Consider the following 19,823-nt stretch of genomic DNA (forward strand, 5'->3'; position numbering starts at 1 on the left):
GCCCCGCCCGCGGCAGCCACGCCATCGGCAACGCCCGGGCCGTCGATGACCTCTCCGACCCCGCTCGACCGGCAGTCCAACAACAGCTCCGCGCCGAACACGCTCGACAGCGCGCAGGTCACGATCCCGCCGGCGCTCGCGCCCGTGGCGGCGCCTGTGCCTGCGGCACCACCCGTCGCAGCGACGCCGCTCAGCGCCAACGATGTCACCGGTACGATTCCCACGGCGTCGGCACTGCCGCCCATTCCCGCCAGGCTCACGACGATCCAGATCCCGCCGGGCGAGAAATTGCCTGACGCGATCGGCGGACCGGCGCTGCGCGCCGCCGCGATCAAGGGCGATCCGACCGCGGCCTATGAGGTCGGCGTACGCTATGCCGAGGGCAAAGGCGTGGCCGCCAATCTCGATGAAGCCGCCAAATGGTATGGCCGCGCCGCGCAGGCCGGCGTGGTGCCCGCAGTCTTCCGGCTCGGCACCTTCTATGAGAAGGGCCTCAGCGTGAAGCGCGACGTCGATATGGCGCGGCGCTACTACATGCTGGCCGCCGACCGCGGCAACGCCAAGGCGATGCATAACCTCGCCGTGCTCGACGCCGATGGCGGCGGCAAGGGCGCCGACTACAAGAGCGCGGCGCAGTGGTTCCGCAAGGCCGCCGATCGCGGCGTCGCCGACAGCCAGTTCAACCTCGGCATTCTCTATGCCCGCGGTATTGGCGTCGAACAGAACCTCGCCGAGTCCTTCAAATGGTTCAGCCTCGCTGCCGCGCAGGGTGACGCCGACTCCGGCCACAAGCGCGACGACATTGCCAAGCGGCTCGACCCGCAATCGCTGGCGGCGGCGAAGCTCGCGGTCCAGACCTTCACGCCCGANAGCCGCAACCGAGCGACGCGGTCAACGTGGCGACTCCGCCCGGCGGCTGGGACGCCGCCCCCGCACGCCCTGCCGCGGCGCGGATCGTCAGGCAGCCGGCCAAGCGGACCGCGGCGCTGGTCACCCACTAACCATCCCGGCTTCGCGATCCTATCGCTCGGCGATCCAACCGTGTAGACAGGCACGCGCCGCGCGAACGGCGCTTGCCACCGGGAGGACCGCGTTTGTCTGCCGATGACCGCCAGGACGAAGCAGCCGGAGTGCATCGTTCGTCGCCGACCGGTCCCCGCATCACGCCACGGCAAGCGCAGCATCGCGAAGCGCCGCCTCAGGATGTCCCGCAGCCTCGCGCCGCGGCCCATCCTCAGCACGGCATCTTCAAGCCTTCCCTCTGGTCCGTGGTGATCTTCGTCCTGCTGCTCTCGGGCGTCGGGATTCGCGCCTATCGCGATCTGTCGCGGCCGGGTGCCTGGGAGTATTCGCGCGAGACCTTTGGCAAGCCGACCATGAAATCTGCCGTCGTTGCCAACGCCGATCTCGATGGTTCGGGCCGAGGGCGGCGGATGCTTGCGATTAGCGGCGACATAGGCCGGGCCACCGCAAACTGGTTCTACGACCAACTCAAGCAGGCGCAGCTGTCGCCAGGTGATGTGATCCTGCTGTCGTCGGATGGCGGCGATCTGGAACAGGGCACGATCATGGGTGAGGTCATCCGTTTGCGTGGGCTCGCCACTGCGGTCGGCACCGTGGACGCGTCCGGCAAAGTGCACGCGGCGTCCTGTGCCAGCGCCTGCGTGCTGGTCTACGCCGGCGGCAAGACTCGTTACGGCATTTTTGGTTCGCTGCTTGGGGTCCACCGCTTCACCGTGGACGGACCGGTGGAGGATCCCGTTGCAGAAGGCCAGCGCACCCAGGGCATACTGCTCGGCTACATGACCGAGATGGGCGTCTCTTCCAGAATTGTCGAGCTGATGTCGCAGACCTCACGCATCCGCTGGCTGAGTCCGCGGGAGGCGCTGGCGATGAATCTCATCACCACGCCGATCGAACGGCCCTGAGGTCAGGCTGTCATTAATCTGAATCATCAACCACATCGGCGGGGGCGCGCCGACGTGCGGCAAAAAAGCCGCCGGAGGTGGATTCTTTAGTCCCTCCTCCGGCCGATTTCGGTTATGCAGGAACGCGGCAATCGATCCGCGTTCGCCTGCTCGTTAGCGCGCCGACCGGATCGTTCTGCCGGAGAATGCCCGACCCGGACACCACGCCGTGATGCGGCCCTGCGCCTGCGCCGCGGCGAATCGAGAAGAAGCGACGCGCGTGCAGCTCTACCTCCCGATCGCCGACATTCCGGTCAATGTCTTCCTCATCCTGGCGATGGGCGCGGCGGTGGGATTTGTCTCCGGCATGTTCGGCATCGGCGGCGGCTTCCTGATGACGCCGCTTTTGATCTTCGTCGGCATCGCGCCGGCGGTCGCGGTCGCCTCCGTCGCAAGCCACATCGCCGCATCGTCGTTCTCGGGAGCGATCTCCTATTGGCGCAGACGCGCGATCGACCCGCTGCTGGCGGCGGTCCTGCTCGTCGGTGGCACTGCCGGCACCGCGCTCGGGGTGTGGACCTTCACCTACCTGCGCTCGCTCGGCCAGCTCGATTTGATGATCGCGCTGTCCTACGTCATCCTGCTGACCACGGTCGGCGGGCTGATGTTCTGGGAAGGCCTGCGCGCGATGCTGCGCGCCCGCCGCGGCGGCGCCGTCACCCTGCGCAAGCCCGGCAGCCATGGCTGGATCCACGGCCTGCCACTGAAGCTGCGCTTCAAGCGCTCCAAGATCTACCTCTCGGTCATCCCCATCGTCGTGGTCGGCCTTGTCATCGGCTTCATCGGCGCGATCATGGGCATCGGCGGCGGCTTCATCCTGGTGCCGCTGATGATCTACCTGCTGCGGGTGCCGACCTCGACCGTGATCGGCACCTCGATGGTGCTCACCCTCGTCACCATGGTGATCGCCACCATGCTGCACGCGATGACCAACCATCTGGTCGACGCCGTGCTGGCGCTGATCCTGATGGTCGGCGGCGTCACCGGCGCGCAGTTCGGCGCGCGCGCCGGGCAGAAGATCCGCGGCGAGCACCTGCGCCTGCTGCTCGGCCTCCTGGTGCTCGCAGTCGGCATCCGCTTCGCGGTCGAGCTGGTGATCCGGCCGCAGGATCTCTACAGCATACGCGAAAGCGGCGGAGTCCCGCCATGAGACTGCGCGCACCGCTCGCGATCATCGGCCTGCTCACCCTGACGCTCGCGGCGGCGCCGGCCCATGCCGAACGGCTGATCGTGTCGGTCTCCAACCACCGCGTCACCGTGACGCCGAACTATTCCGGCGGCGAACTCGTGCTGTTCGGTTCGGTCGAGAAGGACGCCGAGACGCCCGCCAATCGCGGCAACTACGACCTCGTCGTCACCGTCTCCGGTCCGCGCGCCGACATGGTCACGCGCCGCAAGGCGCGCAGGTTCGGCATCTGGATCAACACCGACTCCCGCCAGTTCCTCGAGGTGCCGGGCTATCTCGCGCTGTTCTCCAACCGCCCGTTCGACGAGATCGCGTCGGCCGACGTGCAGCGGCGGCAGCAGCTCGGGCTCAACAACGTGCTCTTGATGCAGCGGGTCGGCTCCGACTATGCCGACGTGGTGCCGAACGATGCCTTCCGCAGCGCCTTCGTGCGGCTGCGTTCCGAGCACGGGCTGTATCGCGAGGCGACCTCCGCGGTCACGTTCCTGACGCCCACCCTGTTCCGCACCGGCATCCCGCTGCCGGCCGAGGTGCCGATCGGAATCTACAATGTCGAGATCAAGCTGTTCACCGACGGCGCGCTGGTGACCAAGACCGAGACCGCCTTCGAGATCGTCAAGGTCGGCTTCGAGCAGTTCGTCGCCATCACCGCGCGGCAGAACGGCTTTGCCTATGGCCTCGTCACCGCATTCATGGCGCTGATGACGGGCTGGATGGCCTCAATCGTGTTTCGCAAGGACTAAATTAGTCTAGAAGTAGGTATGCGATCCCCATCCCGATCACGCTGAGCGCCATCGTCCCGGTCGACAGCCAGCCCACCCAGTAGAGCGGGCCGCGGATCACGAAGAGGCCCATCACATCCCTGCGGCGCGCCATGACCATGAGCAGCACCATCACGGGCACGGCGAGCACGCCATTCACAACCGCGCTCCAGTACAGCCCCGCGATCGGATTGATCGGAGTGAAGTTGAGCGCAATGCCGAGACCGCCTGACAGCGCCAGCACCGAATAGAACGCGATCGCTTGCTTTGGCTTGCGCGCGAGCCCGACCGGCCAGCGCAGCCCCTCGCCGACCGCGTAAGCAGTCGCGCCCGCGAGCACCGGAATCGCCAGAAGCCCGGTGCCGACGATGCCGAGCGCGAAAATCACCTCGGCGAACGGCCCCGCGATCGGGCTCAACGCCTCGGCGGCCTGCGCCGAAGTCTGAATGTCGGTCTTGCCGGCGGCATACAGCGACGCGGCAGCGGTGATGATGATCGACAGCGCGATCAGATTGGAGAACGCCATGCCGGTGATGGTGTCGGCACGGATGCGGGAGAATTCCTGCCGCGCACCGTAATGCCGCGCGATCAGCGGATGCTTGGTGACATCGACGCGCTGCTCCTCGGCCTCCTGCGAGGCCTGCCAGAAGAACAGATAGGGCGAGATGGTGGTACCAAGGATCGCGACGATGGTCGTGAAGTAATCCGCGCTCCAGGTGATGTGTGGCACGAGCGCGCCGGCGACGGCGTCGGTCCACTGCACCTTGGCGAAGCCCAGCGCCGCGACATAGGCAAAAAGGCTGAGCGTCAGCCATTTCAAGACCGCGACGTAGCGCCCGTAGTTCATGAATATCTGCGCGGCCACCGAGGTCACGCCAAACAGCACGACGTAAACAATGGCCGGTCCGCCGACCAGGAGCTTCGTCGCATCCGCCATTGCCGAGAGGTCGGCCGCGATGTTGACGGTGTTGGCGATGAACAGCAGCGTCACTACGACGACGAGGAGCCAGGGCGGATAATGCCGACGGACATTGCCCGAGATGCCGTGCCCGGTGACGCGGCCGACCCGCGCGGAAATCTCCTGGATCGCCGTCATCAGCGGAAAGGTCAGCAGCATGGTCCAGCCGATGCCGTAGCCGAGCTGCGCGCCGGCCTGGCTGTAGGTGCCGATTCCCGATGGATCGTCGTCGGACGCGCCGGTGATCAGGCCCGGACCGAGTGCTTTCAAGACACGACGGAAACTGAACGGCTCGCGCTTTACCTTCGCGGCCGGTACGCTGCCGGACTTGTCGTGCTGCTTCCGCGAGTTCTGCCTGTGCCGCGTCATGTCCGGTTCCAGCTCGCGCCAACAACGAACCGGGCACTACCGTTGTTCCAAAGATGAAACCTACTCCGCGATCACGGTGGCGACGCCGGGCTCGAGGATGCGCAGACGGCGGCCGAAACCGAGCGCGTCGAATGACAGCCGCAGGTCGCTCGCGTTCTGGCGGAAATGCGCCCAGCCGTCGGTGTGGACCGGAACGATCACGGCATCCGCGAAGGCGCGCGCGGTCTCGATCGTGTCGTTGGTATCCATCGTGAGATGGAACGGCCCACGGGTCTGCGCCGCGCCGGCGAACGGCAGCACCACCCCGCAATTGAAGCGCCGCGCGACCTCCGCGACACCATCGAACCACGTTGTGTCGCCGCTGACATAGATCGGGCGGCTGCCCGCGCTACTCGATTGCACCACGAAGCCGATGACATCGCCCGACAGCGGCTCGATTCCTGCGGGCCCATGGCGTGCCGGCGTGGCGGTAATGGTCAGCGACCGATCGCCCCTCTTCAGCACGGTGGAGCTCCACGGCGCAAAGCCCTCGGTCTTGCCGCCGAGCCGCTTGGCGCCGGCCTCGGTGGTGAGCACGCGCTTCGCGAGCTTGAGGAAATCGCGGCCGGAATTGTCGAGATTGTCGGAATGCTGATCGTGGCTGAGCAGCACCGCGTCGATCTCGCCGACGTCGCGCGCACTCAGGGCCGGGCCGGTGAGCTTCTCCAGCTTCACATGCGGCAGTTGATAGTCGCCGGGCGCATCGAAGGTCGGATCGGTGAGGAGGCGGAACCCGTCGATCTCGATCAACGCCGTGGGTCCCCCGATCAGGGTGATGGTGATGCTCATGTCACACTCCTTGTGGGCGATGCGGCGGCCGCGGGGCGGGTCACCAGGTAAATGCCGAGCGCGACCGGAACGATCCCGAGCAGATCGCGAAATTCGACGTGTTCGCCGAGCACGAGGAACGCGAACAGCATGCCGAGCGGCGGCATCAGGAAGTGATACGCGCTTGCGGCGGTGGCGCCACACACTTTCAGGAGGTGAAACCAGAGCAGATAGGCAAGGATCGAGCCGCCGAGCACGAGGAAGGCGAACGCGCCGGCGAGCCGCGCGCTCGGCACGATGTCGCCGACGTCGGCGAATGCAAAGGCGAACGGCATCACCGCGAGCCCACCGGCAATGTTCTGGATGCCGTTGCCGATCCACAGACTGCCCTTGGGCGCCAGCAGCTTGAACAGGATGGTGCCGGCGACGATCGATGCGAGCGAGGCCAGCGTGAACGCGATGCCGTGCGGACTATCTGACCCGACCGACATGCGATGCCAGACGATGAAGGCCACGCCGGCGATGCCGAGCAGCAAGCCTACGACCTTGCGCCAGGTCAGCGCCTCGCCGAGGAACAACGCCGCAAGAACCGCGGTGAAGGCCGGATTGGCCGACACGATCAGCGCGCCGAGACCGGCGGACACCGTCTTCAGCCCGGTGTAGCCGAGACCGAGATAGAGCGCGTTGTTAGCAACGCCAAGCACGGCAAAGACAACGACATCGCGCCAGGTGAGGTCCCACCGGTCCCCGCGCAATAACGAGATGGCGAGGATCAGGACGCCGGCGAGCGAGAACCTCGCGGCTAGCAGGATCAGCGGCGGGCAATCGGTGACGCCGATCTTGCCGGCGACGAAGGCGAAACTCCACAGCAGACAGAACAGCGCAATCAGCAGGGGCAGCGTGTTGAAGCGGGTGCGGGGTATCGCGACGGCGGGGGCGACGGACATGCGGGTTCTCCTCTGCCCATGATCTAGGCTCGCGCCTTGATATTTGGAAATTAAATGATAGACTGCCATGCAGTTGATTTTCAAATGGAGGCTGCGATGCTCGATCTTGAGCTGCTGCGCAGTTTCGTTTCGGTAGTCGACGCCGGCGGCTTTACCCGCGCCGGCGAGCGCGTCCACCGCACGCAATCGACCGTGAGCCAGCAGATCAAGAGGCTGGAAGAGGATGTCGGCCAGCCGCTTCTGATCCGCAGCGGCAAGGATGTGAGCCCGACCGAAGCCGGCGAGCGTCTGCTGTCCTATGCGCGGCGGATGCTGTCCCTTGCCGAAGAGGCGCGCGATGTACTCTCGCGTCCCGGCAGCGAAGGCGCGATACGGCTCGGCATCACCGAGGATTTTGCCGCCTATCGGCTGACAAAACTGCTTGCGACCTTCGCGCGCAGCCATCCGAGTTTGCGGCTCGACGTGCATGCAGGCCAGAGCCTGATTCTGTACCGCGATCTGGAGCGCGGCGACCTGGATCTCGCGCTGATCAAACGCGCTGCCAACGAGAAAGGCGGCATCGCGGTGTGGCCGGAGCGCGTGCACTGGGTCACCAGCAAGAGCTATCCGCGCGATACGTCGACCGGATCGGTGCCGCTGATTGGTTTCGCCGCGGGCTGCCTCTATCGCGCCGGGGCCATCCACGCGCTGGAGAGCGCCGGCCGCAACTGGCACATGGCCTACACCTCCTCCAGCCTCGCCGGCATCCAGGCCGCGGTCGCCGCGGGCCTGGGGTTGAGCATCCTGTCGGAGATGTCGATCCAGACCGAGCACCGCGTGCTGACGGCGAAGGACGGCTTTGCGCCAATCGACCGAACCGAAGTCGCCCTCGTCGCCGCCCCCGAGGCCAGCCCCGCGACATTGCGGCTGGCTGATCGGCTCGCGGAGTATTGCGACACGGTGCAGGCGAAGGCGGCGTAGGCAACGGCCGCGCAGCGAACTCCACAGTCGTCCCTGCGAAAGCAGGGACCCATAACCACCGCATGCAGTTGTGATGCCGCGCTGGAGCCTCAGCTTTGCGCAATCTCGACCAGCGGTGGTTATGGGTCCCGGGTCGCGCTTCGCTTGCCCGGGACGACACCGAGTGTTGGCGTGCGCCGTTCGCGATCGTCAATAGCACCGTGACGCGGCAAACGCGTGCACGCGGTTGTCGCCGAGCACATGAGCCATGAAGCCCGGCGATCCGAAGATCTTTGCGAACGCGGCGTCGCGGATGCTGAGGCCTCCGGTGTAAGCGCCGAAGGCCGGCATCACTGCGCGTTCGCCGTCGCTGGCAAAACAGCGGCGCTCGATCGATCGGCCGCGGGTCGGCACGCGCGCCTTGGGATGCAGATGGCCGGCGATCTCGCCGCTCGCCCCGGTCGGCTCGTGGCGGAACACGATCGGGCCGATCGCAACTTCGCTTGCGACCATACCGCCGAAATCGGACGGCAGCGCCGGATCGTGATTGCCGGCGATCCAGATCCAGTCGCGCCGTGCCTGCAGCGCGGTCAACGCCTCGCGATCCGCCTTCGACAGGCGTTCATGCGCACAGCGATCGTGAAAGCTGTCGCCGAGCGCGATCACCTGCCGCGGATCATGCCGCGCGATCACGGCGGCCAGCCGGCCCAGCGTCGCCACCGTGTCGTAGGGCGGCAGCAGCACGCCGCGCGCGGCAAAGCTGGAGCCTTTCTCGAGATGCAGGTCGGAGACGACGAGCAGGCGCTGCTCCTCCCAGAACAGCGCGCCGGAGAAATCGGCGACAAAGTCAACGTCCGTGACGGTGACCCTCGAAACGCGCATGTCGTCCCTGTCTCCCGAAGCCTGCGCGCCTGCCGTCACGTGCTGTTCCCCAGAGTATGATTCGATGGAATCGGATCATACCCTTATCCGTTGCCGGTTCGCGTTTTCTTCACGCGAAAGCGTGCAAGCGCTATGTCGTGGCCTCCCGCACCAATTCCTCGGCCGCTTCGGCCAGGAGCTCGTCCGATGCTTCGCCATAGACCGACTCGCGGCCGATTTCCAGCAGCGCGGGGACAGCAAGCGGAGAAACGTGATCGAGATCCTTGTGGGTGATTCGCCCGTGGATGCGCGTGAGCATGTCGCCGAGACGACGCAGATCGAGCAGCCCGGTGGCGGCATCGGCGCGCGCGGCGCGCAGCAGCACGTGGTCGGCCTGGTGCTTGCGCAGCACGTCGTAGATCAGGTCGGTCGAGAACAGCACCTGGCGACGCGATTTCTCCTCATCGGTGAAGCGCCGCGCGATCAGGCCGGAGATGATGGCGCAGTTGCGAAAGGTGCGCTTCATCAGCGCGGATTCCTCCAGCCACGCCTCGAGGTCGTCGCCCAGCATATCGGGATGGAACAGCGCATTGAGATCGAGCTTGCCCTGCTTGATCATGAAGGAGAGATCGCCGACGCCCCAGACCGCGAGCGCATATTCATTGGCGACGAAGCCGAGCGGACGAGCGCGGGCGCGCTCCAGCCGGCGTGTCAGCAGCATGCCGAGCGTCTGGTGTGCGAGCCGGCCCTCGAAGGGATAGCATATCAGATAATGGCTGCCGCCGCGCGGGAAGGTCTCGACCAGGAGCTCGCGCACCGCCGGCACGCGCGAGAACTTGCGCTGCAACGACAGCCAGTCGTGGACCTGATCGGGCAACGCCTTCCAGGCGCGGCTGTTATCCAAGAGCTTGCGGACGCGCTCGGCCAGATAGGTCGAGAGCGGGAACTTGCCGCCCATATAGGACGGCACCTTGGCATCCCTGTCATTGGCGCGCGAGACATAGACCTGATCCTCGACCAGCGCCTCGTAGCGCACCACCTCGCCGCCGAACACGAAAGTGTCGCCGACCACGAGGCCCTCGATGAAGACCTCCTCGATCTGCCCCAGCATGCGGCCGCCGCGCGCGATCACGCCGGTCGACCCTCCGCTTTTTCCTTGGCCGCCGGCGCGCGAACGGACCAGCCGCACCTTCAGCATGGTTTCCTCGACGATGGTGCCGACATTGAGGCGATAGCTCTGCCGCACCTTCGGGTTCGCAACGCGCCAGCGGCCCTGCTTGTCCTGCTTGATGCGCGCGAAGCGCTCATAGGTCTTCAGCGCATAGCCGCCGGTCGCGACGAACTCGACGACGTCGTCGAAATCGGTGCGCGCCAACGACGCGTAGGGCGCCGCGGTCCTGACCTCGGCGTAGAGTTCATCCGACAGGAACGGCTCGCCGCTGGCGCAGCCGAGCACGTGCTGCGCCAGCACATCGAGCGCGCCCGAGCGCAGCGGCGGCGTGTCCTGCGCATTCTCCGCGATCGCGTCGATCGCGACGGCGCATTCCAGCACCTCGAAGCGGTTGGCCGGCACCAGCACGGCGCGTGAGGCCTCATCGAAGCGGTGATTGGCGCGGCCGATCCGCTGCATCAGCCGTGACGAGCCCTTGGGCGCGCCGATATTGATGACGAGATCGACGTCGCCCCAGTCAACGCCGAGGTCGAGCGAGGAGGTGCAGACCACGCCGCGCAGGCGGCCGGCAGCCATCGCCTCCTCGACCTTGCGGCGCTGCGCGACATCGAGCGAGCCGTGATGCAGCGCGATCGCGAGACTATCGTCGTTCATACGCCAGAGATCCTGGAACAGCATCTCGGCCTGGCTGCGCGTGTTGACGAACACAAGCGTGGTCTTGTTGCGCTTGATCAGTTCATACACCTCGGGCAGCGCATGGCGCGCGCCGTGGCCTGACCACGGCAGCCGCTCTCGCGTGTCGAGCATCTCGACGATCGGCGGGGCGGCGCCGCCGGCGGTGACGACATCGGCCGATGCGCTGGCGCCGCCCGGCTGCGGCACCAGGAAGCGCGCCAGCTGCTCGGGCTCGGCGACGGTCGCGGAGAGGCCGATGGCGCGCACCTGCGGCGCGATCTTCCAGAGCCGCGCCAGCCCGAGCGACAACAGATCGCCGCGCTTGGAGGTGACCAGCGCATGCAGCTCATCGAGCACGATGCGCTTCAGCGAGGCGAAGAGATAGGGCGCATCGTCGGAAGAGAGCAGCAGCGCCAGCTGCTCCGGCGTGGTGAGCAGGATGTCCGGTGGATAGCGCCGCTGCCGCTGCCGCCGCGACACAGGCGTGTCGCCGGTGCGGGTCTCGATTTTGATCGGCAGCCCCATCTCGGCCACCGGCGTTTCCAGGTTACGCGCGATGTCGACGGCGAGTGCCTTCAGCGGCGAGATGTAGAGCGTGTGCAGCCCGCCGGTGCGACGGACCGCGCGGCCGGTGGAGATGAAGGATTTTCTTGGCTCATCCGCAGCACCCGTTGCCTGGGCTCCCTCCCCCCTTGCCGCAGCACTCGCCTCCCCACTCAACTCAACCAGCGTCGGCAGGAATCCCGCCAGCGTCTTGCCGGCGCCGGTCGGCGCGATCAGCAGCGCCGACCGCTCCTCGCGCGCTTTCGCCAGCAGCGCGAGCTGATGCTCGCGCGGCGACCAGCCGCGAGACGCGAACCAGTCGCGAAACCGGCGCGGCAGCAGGTCGGCCGTTTCCGACGGCGGCACGGAGAACAGATCGAGCGTCGACACGCCCAAGAGGTAGGTGGTTCAGGCGGTTTCGTCGAGGGCGGAGCGGAATGGCGGCAGGTGGCAGGGACGAAGCTCCTTCCGCTCCCTCTCCCCGTTCTTACGGGGAGAGGGTCGGGGTGAGGGGCCGCTTCCACGAGTCGCGCATGCCGAAAGACCGGTACCCCTCACCCGGATCGCATCTGCGATGCGATCCGACCTCTCCCCGCAAGCGGGGCGAGGTTGAAGAAACAGCGAGAAAGCCGCCCCTACTCCGTCATCGGCTGGCCGGCGAGGTCCCAGTCCTTGCCGTTGAAGATCGAGATGTAGAGGGTCTTCATCGGCGTGTAGTCGTCGGGCGTGTAGGCGTAGTTGATGCCGTCGAGGAAATAGGGCGAGTGGAAGCCGGCCAGCGTGGTGGCGTGCTTCAGCACGTTGGCGCGGGTCAGATCATCGCCGCAGCGGCGCAGGATTTCCGCCATCGTCGCGGCCTGGCCATAGCCGGCGAAGGCGATGGTGTTATCGGGATCGATGTTCGGCAGATACTTCTTGCGCAAATCCTCGAACGCGATCACGTCGGCGTCCTTCTCGTAGCGCGGCACGCCGACTTCCTTGTTGTAGCGGATCGCGACGATGTCCTTGGCGTTCTCCAGCCCCGCGGCGCTGAGGATCGAGCGGCCGGTCGAGCCCGCCGACAGCAGCTGCAACGGCTTCCAGCCGAGCTCGGCGACTTTGCGGATCGACTGCGACGTCGCCTTGCCTGTCGTGATGTTGTAGAAGACGTCGGCGCCCGACTTCGAGAGATTGATGAGCTGGGAATCGACCGTCGGATCGGTGAGATCGTAGGTCTGCTCCATGATCACCTGCGCCTTGCCGCCGGCATCGGCCAGCACCTTCTTGAAGGGCGAGAGGAAGTCGCGGCCGAAATCATCGTTCTGGTAGAGGATGCCGACCTTGGCATCCGGCTTCACGCTGACGACGTGCTTGGCCAGGATGCGCGCCTCGGTCGGATAGAGCGGCAGGCCCGCCATGGTCCATTTGAAATTCTTCGGATCATTCCACTTCGAGGCGCCGGTGTTGAGCAGCAGCTGCGGCACGCCCTTGGAATTGAGATATTTGTGCACGGCGGTCTGCGGCGCGGTGCCGAGCGAGCCGTAGAGCGCCAGCACTTCCTCCTGCTCGACCAGCCGTCGCGTCGCCTCGACGCATTTCGGCGCGCTGTAGGCATCGTCCATGGTCAGGAATTTCACCTTGCGGCCGTTGATGCCGCCCTGCTCGTTCCGCATCTGGAAATAGGCTTCGCCGACGCGCCCCAACACGCCATAGAGCGAGCCGGGGCCGGAATGCGGCACGGTCTGGCCCAGCTTGATCTCGGTGTCGCTCGCGCCCGGATCGTATTTCTTGTCGGCGGCCCGGACGAAGGGCGCCGGCAGGACGGAGGCTGCGATGACCGATAAGGCGGTGGCGCCGAACTCGCGCCGTGTTTGCTTGTTCATTGTTGTTTCTCTCCCTTGGAGCGAAAGCTCTCGCATTCCGCCTTGCAGCGAGCAAGCACGAAGTCACGGCCGCGCGGCGCAATGCCGCGTAATGGCAAATGCGTAGCGTGTAGACTCAAGTTGTGACCGAGATGCGAAGAATTCCTTCCCTTCTCCCCTTGTGGGAGAAGGTTGCCATAGGCGGCCTGTGGCCGCCGTTCGTGAAGGACGCCGATGCTCCGCAGCGGCTATGTGCAATCCGTGCCTGATGAGAGGGGTCTCTATCCGCGGAGACAGACCCCTCACCCGGCTTCGCTTCGCGAAGCCCCCCTCTCCCACAGGGGGAGAGGGTGAAAGCGTCACGGCTTGATCGCGACAGCAACCAGCCCTGGAGCTGGGACATTGTCTTCATTGCGCGCCGAGAGATCTTCGATCTGGACCAAGGCCAGTCCTGCGGCGGCGACGGACGTGCGCACGTAGGCCGCACTGTGCGCGTAGCGCAGGCCGTCGCCGATGATGACGTCCTCACCGTCATGGGTCTCGGTGGTGAAGGCGAGCACGCCGCCCGGGACCAGCACGCGCCGGGCTTCGGCAAGCACGGGCGCGAGGTCGGCGACATAGACCATCGCGTCCGCAGCCAGGATCAACTCGGCGCTGGCATCGGGCTTGCCGGTAATGCCCTTCAGCATGTCGTCGACCTCGAGCTCGGCATAGAATCCCGTGGCACGCGCCTTCTCGATCATGCGCGGCGACAGGTCGATGCCGATGAAGCGGTCGACGTGCTTGGCGAAGGCGCCGGCCGCAAGCCCGGTGCCGCAGCCGAGATCGATCGCACGCTTGAAGAAGGCAGGCTTCCTTGATGTCGCACGCACCGACAGCACTGCATTGAACAGCAGCGCCGGGCCGCGATAGTCGAGGTCGCCGACCAGCGCGTGCTCGAAGCGCGGCGCATATTGATCGAACAGCGTCTGTACATAGGCCGGCGGCATCGACGCCACCGCTTGGGCGCCGAGTTGCATCAGGCGCAGGCTGGCGCCGTGGCGATCGTCGAGATCAGCTTCGCACGCGGCGCGGAAAGCCGCGATCGCCGCCTCGCGCTGGCCCAGCTGCCGGCGGATATCTCCCAGCGTGAACCAGGCGGATGTGAATTTCGGCGCCAACTCGATGGCCTGCTCGAGCAGGTCGGCAGCCGCGGGCAAATCGCCCTTCAATTGCAGGTCACGTGCAAACTCGTAGCGGCGATCGGCAACGAGATCGCCGGAGGACAGGAACAGGCGCGCGGGCATTCTGTTTAAAGAACCGATTTGTCGCGGCCGGCGCCTGCCCCGATCGGGGACGGCGCGGCCACCCATCAAAGCGGGCACTCTTTCCGAAGACGGAGGCGCGGGTCAAGCCTGCGCACGACGGCTAAACATCCGGGATCAAGCCCCTATATACGGACAATGCGCCCGCAAGACATCCTGATGCCCGTCCCGGCCGGCCTATGCTGCAAGCCAGGCGGCTTCCATATCGATCCCGTCAGGCCCGTCGAGCGCGCGCTGATCACCCACGGCCATTCCGACCATGCACGCCCCGGCCATGGCGCGGTGCTTGCCACCCAAGAGACGCTGGACATGATGCGGTTGCGCTATGGCGACAATTTCGCCGGCACGACGCAGGCCGTCAGCTATGGCGAGACGATCCGGCTCGGCGACGTCACGGCCACGTTCCACCCCGCGGGCCATGTGCTGGGCTCGGCGCAGATCGCAGTGACCTGCAAGGACACCCGCATCGTCGCCTCCGGCGACTACAAGGACGCGCGGGATCCGACCTGCGCGCCGTTCGAGCTGGTGCCCTGCGACGTGTTCATATCAGAGGCGACCTTCGGGCTGCCGGTGTTCCGCCATGGCGACGCGGCCGATGAGGTGAAGAAGCTGCTGGCATCGGTGAAGCTGTTTCCGGAGCGCGCGCATCTGGTCGGCGCCTACTCGCTCGGCAAGGCGCAGCGGGTGATCGCGCTGCTGCGCGAGGCCGGCTACGACGCGCCGATCTATCTGCATGGCGCAATGGAGACGATCACCTATTATTATCAGGAGCGCGGCATCCCGCTCGGCGAGCTTCGCCCCGCGCGCGGCATGAAGAAGGCCGAGCTTGCCGGCACCATCACGCTGGCGCCTCCGAGCGCAACCTCAGACGTCTGGACGCGGCGCTTCCCCGATCCGGTCACCGCCTTTGCCTCGGGCTGGATGCGCGTGCGCGCTCGCGCCCGGCAAGGCGGCGTCGAGCTGCCGCTGGTGATATCAGATCATGCCGACTGGGACGGGCTGACCGCGACGATTGCCGCGACCGGCGCCGGCGAGATCTGGGTCACGCACGGGCAGGAAGACGCGCTGGTGCATTGGTGCAAGACCAAAGGCCTTGCCGCGCGGCCGCTCGATCTGGTCGGCTATGGCGACGAGGACGAAGGCGAGGCCGCGACGATGATCGGCGAGGCCCAGCCGGCCAGCGAGGCAACTTCATGAACCGCTTCGCCGAACTGCTCGACCGCCTCGCCTACGAGCCCGGCCGCAACAACAAGATCAAGCTGCTGGCAGCCTATTTCCGCGAGACCGAGGACCCCGACCGCGGCAACGCGCTCGCCGCGCTGACCGGCGCGCTGTCGTTCAAGCACGCCAAGCCGGGCCTGATCCGCGACTTGATCACCGAGCGCGCCGACCCGGTGCTGTTCGGCTACTCCTACGATTACGTCGGTGATCTCTCCGAGACAGTCGCGCTGATGTGGCCGAAATCTTCTCCCTCTCCCGCTTGCGGGGGAGGGTCGGGGTGGGGGTCTCTCCACACGATCGACAAGCGGAAAGAGCCCCCACCCGGATCGCCCGACCGCGCTGACGCGGCGTCGAACGATCCGACCTCCCCCGCAGGCGGGAGAGGTGAGGAAGATCTCGACCTCCGCTCGCACAACAACCCACCGCCCCCCACCCTCACCGAGGTCGTGACCACGCTGCGCACCCTCGGCAAGGCCGAGCTGCCGGCGCAGCTCGCACGCTGGCTGGATGAGCTCGACGAGACCGGGCGCTGGGCGCTGTTGAAGCTCGTCACCGGCGCGATGCGGATCGGGATTTCGGCGCGGCTGGCGAAGACGGCGGCGGCCGCGCTCGGCGACAGGGATCCGCACGAGATCGAGCTGATGTGGCCGGGCCTCACACCGCCCTATCTCGACCTGTTCGCCTGGCTGGAAGGCCGCGGCGACAAGCCTGTCAATCGCGATCCCGTGCCGTTCCGCCCGGTGATGCTGGCGCATGCGATCGAGGATGCGGATTTTGCCAATCTCGACGCCGCGGATTTCAGCGCGGAATGGAAGTGGGACGGCATCCGCGTGCAGGCGGTGGCCGGCCGCAACGACCGCGGCCACGTCCAGGCGCGGCTCTATTCGCGCACCGGCGAGGACATCACCGGCGGCTTCCCGGACCTCGTGCCGTCGCTGCACCTGCCCGGCGCGATCGACGGCGAATTGCTGGTGCTGCGCGACGGCCGCGTGCAGACCTTCAACGTGCTGCAGCAGCGGCTGAACCGCAAGGTGGTCTCGCCGAAGCTGATCAAGGAATTCCCGATCCATCTGCGCGCCTACGATCTGCTCGGCGACGACGAGAGCGATCTGCGCGAGCTGCCGTTCGTCGAGCGCCGCGCGCATCTCGAGAGCTTCATCGCGAAACTGAACGATCCGCGCATCGACCTGTCGGCGACCGTTCCCTTCGCGAACTGGGAGGAGCTCGCGGCCGCGCGCGCCGATCCGCGCAGCGCCGGCGCGGGCGACGATGCCGACGCGGTCGAAGGCGTGATGCTGAAGCGGCGCGATGCGCCCTATCTGCCGGGACGACCGAAGGGGCCGTGGTGGAAGTGGAAGCGCGATCCGCACATCATCGACGCCGTGCTGATGTATGCGCAGCGCGGCCACGGCAAGCGCTCGTCCTATTATTCCGACTACACATTCGGCGTCTGGACTAATGGCGAAGGCGGCGATGAGTTGGTGCCGGTCGGCAAGGCCTATTTCGGCTTCACCGACGAGGAGCTGCTGCAGATCGACCGCTTCGTCCGCCGCAACACGACCGAGAAGTTCGGTCCCGTCCGTCATGTCGTGCACGAGCCGGACCAGGGTCTGGTGATGGAGGTCGCCTTCGAGGGATTGCAGCGCTCGCCCCGTCACAAATCCGGCGTCGCGATGCGCTTTCCACGCATCAACCGGCTGCGCTGGGACAAACCACCGCGCGAGGCCGACCGGCTGGAGACACTTGAACGGCTATTAATGACCATGACAGGAAATTAAAACCCACAGATGCATAGCAGCCATTGATCGCGGTTCCCGGGTTCCCCATCTGCCTCGCCGTGACATATAATGCGCGAGCGATTCCGCCAGGAGACAGAGATGCCAAACGACGTTCGGGACCTGCCGGCCGGCCAGACTGACGGACTGTACCGCTTTCTCGGCGGCTCGCCGCTGTCGGTGGCGTTCCGGCTGATCCTGCTCTCGATCCTGGTCGGCGTGGTGCTCGCTGCGATCGGCTTCGATCCGTGGAACATCCTCTACAGCATCCGCAAGCTGTTCCAGAGCATCTGGGATTTCGGCTTCGACGCGATCAACTGGGCGTGGCGCTACTTCCTGCTCGGCGCCGTGGTCGTGATTCCGATCTGGTTGCTGTCGCGGCTGTTCGGCGCGCCGCGCGGCCGCTGACGCAGAGGAGCACTCGCAGCCGATGCAATTACAATTTGTCGGCTGCGGCGATGCATTCGGCTCCGGAGGCCGCTTCAACACCTGCTTCCATGTCACCGGGACGCGGGTCAATTTCCTGATCGATTGCGGCGCGTCCTCGCTTCCCGCGTTGAAGCGGCTCGGGATCGACCGCGACGCGATCGACCTGGTCCTGATCACACATTTCCACGGCGATCATTTCGCCGGCCTGCCGTTCCTGCTGCTCGACGCGCAATTCTCCCGCCGCACCCGCCCGCTTGTAATCGCAGGTCCCGTGGGCATCGCGACCAAGCTGCCTGAGGTGATGGAGGTGATGTTCGAGCATTCATCGAAGACGAAACAGCGCTTCGATCTCTCGGTGGTCACGCTCGCACCTCAACAAGCGAGCCGCTTCGGCGACGTCACCGTGACGCCCTATCCGGCCGTGCATGGCGAGTCCGGCGGGCCGTTCTTGGCCTATCGTATCGCCGCGGAAGGCCGCGTCATCACCTATAGCGCCGACACCGAGTGGACCGACGTACTGATCCCGGCCGCAGCAAACGCCGATCTGTTCATCGCGGAAGCCTATACCTACGACAAAATGGTCAAGAATCATCTCAGCCTGAAAATGCTGGAAGCCCATTTGCCTGCCATCAATGCGAAGCGCGTGGTGCTCACCCATATGAGCGACGACATGCTCGGGCGCATCGACGACCTGCCTTACTCCGCAGCCAGCGACGGCATGACGGTCGAGCTCTGACCATGCACGCGCCGCTCCATCCCAGGATCACATCGCGCCAGGTGTTCGCCATCGCAGGTCCCGCAATGGTCGCGAATCTGACGACACCGCTGATCGGCATCGTCTCGACCACCGCCATCGGCCGCCTCGACGATGCCGCGCTGCTCGGCGGCGTGGCGATGGCGTCGGTGATCTTCGACTGCCTGTTCTGGCTGTTTGCCTTCCTGCGCATGAGCACGCTGGCCTTCACCGCGCAGGCGCAAGGTGCCGGCGAGACGCAAGAGTTCGCCGCGATCCTGGTGCGCGGCTTCATCGTCGCCGGCCTGATCGGCACCGCCTTGATCGCGCTGCAGCTGCCGCTGGCTACGCTGACGTTCAGCGTGATGGGCGGCAGCGCCGGCGTGACGCACGCGGCCCGGACCTATTTCATGATCCGGATCTGGTCGGCACCGCTGGCGCTCGGCAACTACGTGATCCTAGGCTGGCTGGTCGGACAGGCGCGCCCCAACCTTGCGCTGATGCTGCAGATTGTGATCAACCTGATCAACATGGCGGCCACCGTGCTGCTGGTGCTGGTCTATGGCGAAGGCATCGCGGGCGCTGCAATCGCCGCCGTGCTGGCGGAAGCGACCGGCTTCGCGCTCGGCATCGTCGTGGCATGGAGAATTGCCAAGGGCAGCTTCGTGGTGCCGCGCGCCGCTCTGTTCGATCGCGCCAAGCTGATGCGCATGCTGGCGGTCAACCGCGACATCATGATCCGCACCGCGGCGCTGATCGTCGTGTTCCTGTTCTTCACCGCAAAGGGTGCGCGCGAAGGCGACGTGACGCTGGCGGCGAACTCCGTGCTGAACAATTTCCTGCTGGTCTCGGCGTTCTTCCTCGACGGCCTCGCCAACGCCGCCCAGCAGCTCTGCGGCCGCGCCTTCGGCGCGCGCGACGCCAGGGGTTTCGCCGATTCGACGCGGCTGGTGCTGCTGTGGGGGATCGGCTTCGCGCTGGCCGTCTCGGTGCTGTTCGCGCTGTTCGGGCCGGCCCTGATCGACCTGATGACGACCAGCGACGACGTTCGTCACGCGGCGCGCGACTTCCTGCTATTCGTGATCCTGGCGCCGCTGCCGGGCGTGTTCGCGTTCGGCTTCGACGGCATCTATGTCGGCGCGACCTGGGCACGCGAGATGCGCAATTTGATGCTGGCCTCGCTTGCGATCTTCCTCGCCGCCTGGTGGGCGTTCAGCGCCTTCGGCAATGCCGGGCTGTGGGCGGCGCTACTCGGCTTCTACGTCGCGCGCGGCGGCCTGCAGGGCGCGCGCTATCCGGCGCAGTTCCGGAAGACATTCAAGACGGCATAGATCTG

General features: G+C 66.2%; 17 protein-coding genes. 10 read left to right on the forward strand and 7 right to left on the reverse strand.

Translation table 11 applies throughout. The features are described from left to right. Positions 1–45 precede the first annotated feature (45 nt). From AS156_RS45825 to AS156_RS31260, 4 genes are all read left to right on the forward strand, one after another. Positions 46–869, forward strand: an 824-nt coding sequence (locus tag AS156_RS45825; protein WP_347336658.1) for a tetratricopeptide repeat protein, incomplete at its 3' end; no start/stop codon positions are given. A 399-nt stretch (positions 870–1,268) separates the two neighbouring features. Next, entirely contained in the window at positions 1,269–1,928 is a 660-nt protein-coding gene (locus tag AS156_RS31250; protein WP_245313153.1) for a COG3904 family protein, read from the forward strand. A 259-nt stretch (positions 1,929–2,187) separates the two neighbouring features. Next, a complete protein-coding gene (locus AS156_RS31255) occupies positions 2,188–3,117 on the forward strand; it encodes a sulfite exporter TauE/SafE family protein (protein WP_066513275.1) in 930 nt (309 codons plus the stop codon). After that, entirely contained in the window at positions 3,114–3,896 is a 783-nt protein-coding gene (locus AS156_RS31260) for a TIGR02186 family protein (RefSeq protein WP_066513034.1), read from the forward strand. Before AS156_RS31255 ends, AS156_RS31260 begins: the two co-directional genes overlap by 4 nt. 1 nt (position 3,897) lies before the next feature. Here AS156_RS31260 and AS156_RS31265 read toward each other — a convergent pair whose 3' ends face one another. The 3 genes from AS156_RS31265 to AS156_RS31275 are packed head-to-tail and all read right to left on the reverse strand — an operon-like array spanning position 3,898 to position 6,995. After that, positions 3,898–5,241: an NRAMP family divalent metal transporter gene (locus AS156_RS31265; RefSeq protein WP_066513036.1), complete on the reverse strand. Its 1,344-nt coding sequence runs from the start codon at positions 5,239–5,241 to the stop codon at positions 3,898–3,900. Positions 5,242–5,301: 60 nt separating this feature from the next. Next, on the reverse strand, positions 5,302–6,069 hold the full coding sequence (locus tag AS156_RS31270) for an MBL fold metallo-hydrolase (protein ID WP_066513039.1): 768 nt from the start codon (positions 6,067–6,069) through the stop codon (positions 5,302–5,304). Further along, positions 6,066–6,995: a DMT family transporter gene (locus tag AS156_RS31275; protein ID WP_066513041.1), complete on the reverse strand. Its 930-nt coding sequence runs from the start codon at positions 6,993–6,995 to the stop codon at positions 6,066–6,068. The genes AS156_RS31270 and AS156_RS31275 overlap by 4 nt, the downstream gene beginning before the upstream one ends. A 96-nt stretch (positions 6,996–7,091) precedes the next feature. Between AS156_RS31275 and AS156_RS31280 the strand changes: the two genes are divergently transcribed. After that, complete coding sequence (locus tag AS156_RS31280) at positions 7,092–7,955, forward strand: LysR family transcriptional regulator (protein ID WP_066513277.1); 864 nt, start codon at positions 7,092–7,094, stop codon at positions 7,953–7,955. A gap of 189 nt (positions 7,956–8,144) precedes the next feature. Here AS156_RS31280 and pdeM read toward each other — a convergent pair whose 3' ends face one another. The 4 genes from pdeM to AS156_RS31300 form a co-directional block, all read right to left on the reverse strand. Continuing rightward, positions 8,145–8,816, reverse strand: a complete 672-nt coding sequence (gene pdeM / locus AS156_RS31285; RefSeq protein ID WP_066513278.1) for a ligase-associated DNA damage response endonuclease PdeM — start codon at positions 8,814–8,816, stop codon at positions 8,145–8,147. Between the two features lie 130 nt (positions 8,817–8,946). Beyond that, positions 8,947–11,574, reverse strand: a complete 2,628-nt coding sequence (locus AS156_RS31290) for a ligase-associated DNA damage response DEXH box helicase (RefSeq protein ID WP_245313170.1) — start codon at positions 11,572–11,574, stop codon at positions 8,947–8,949. Between the two features lie 245 nt (positions 11,575–11,819). Further along, the gene (locus AS156_RS31295; RefSeq protein WP_066513043.1) at positions 11,820–13,046 is read right to left on the reverse strand and encodes an ABC transporter substrate-binding protein; all 1,227 of its coding nucleotides are present in this window, start codon (positions 13,044–13,046) and stop codon (positions 11,820–11,822) included. Between the two features lie 338 nt (positions 13,047–13,384). Further along, on the reverse strand, positions 13,385–14,311 hold the full coding sequence (locus AS156_RS31300; protein WP_066513044.1) for a class I SAM-dependent DNA methyltransferase: 927 nt from the start codon (positions 14,309–14,311) through the stop codon (positions 13,385–13,387). Between the two features lie 156 nt (positions 14,312–14,467). On the opposite strand from AS156_RS31300, the gene AS156_RS31305 reads away from it, so the two are divergent. The 5 genes from AS156_RS31305 (at position 14,468) to AS156_RS31325 (ending at position 19,818) form a co-directional block, all read left to right on the forward strand. Then, positions 14,468–15,526, forward strand: coding sequence for a ligase-associated DNA damage response exonuclease (locus tag AS156_RS31305; protein ID WP_066513050.1), 1,059 nt, complete (start codon positions 14,468–14,470; stop codon positions 15,524–15,526). After that, entirely contained in the window at positions 15,523–17,328 is a 1,806-nt protein-coding gene (locus AS156_RS31310) for a cisplatin damage response ATP-dependent DNA ligase (RefSeq protein WP_066513051.1), read from the forward strand. Before AS156_RS31305 ends, AS156_RS31310 begins: the two co-directional genes overlap by 4 nt. 99 nt (positions 17,329–17,427) lie before the next feature. Further along, positions 17,428–17,733 carry a DUF6460 domain-containing protein gene (locus tag AS156_RS31315; RefSeq protein ID WP_066513281.1) on the forward strand — a complete coding sequence of 102 codons (306 nt, stop codon included), beginning with the start codon at positions 17,428–17,430 and terminating at the stop codon, positions 17,731–17,733. A gap of 22 nt (positions 17,734–17,755) precedes the next feature. Beyond that, complete coding sequence (locus AS156_RS31320) at positions 17,756–18,490, forward strand: MBL fold metallo-hydrolase (RefSeq protein WP_066513052.1); 735 nt, start codon at positions 17,756–17,758, stop codon at positions 18,488–18,490. 2 nt (positions 18,491–18,492) lie between these two features. Beyond that, the gene (locus AS156_RS31325; RefSeq protein WP_066513054.1) at positions 18,493–19,818 is read left to right on the forward strand and encodes an MATE family efflux transporter; all 1,326 of its coding nucleotides are present in this window, start codon (positions 18,493–18,495) and stop codon (positions 19,816–19,818) included. The last annotated feature ends 5 nt before the right edge of the window (positions 19,819–19,823 follow it).

Source organism: Bradyrhizobium macuxiense, from assembly GCF_001542415.1.
Classification (GTDB): domain Bacteria; phylum Pseudomonadota; class Alphaproteobacteria; order Rhizobiales; family Xanthobacteraceae; genus Bradyrhizobium; species Bradyrhizobium macuxiense.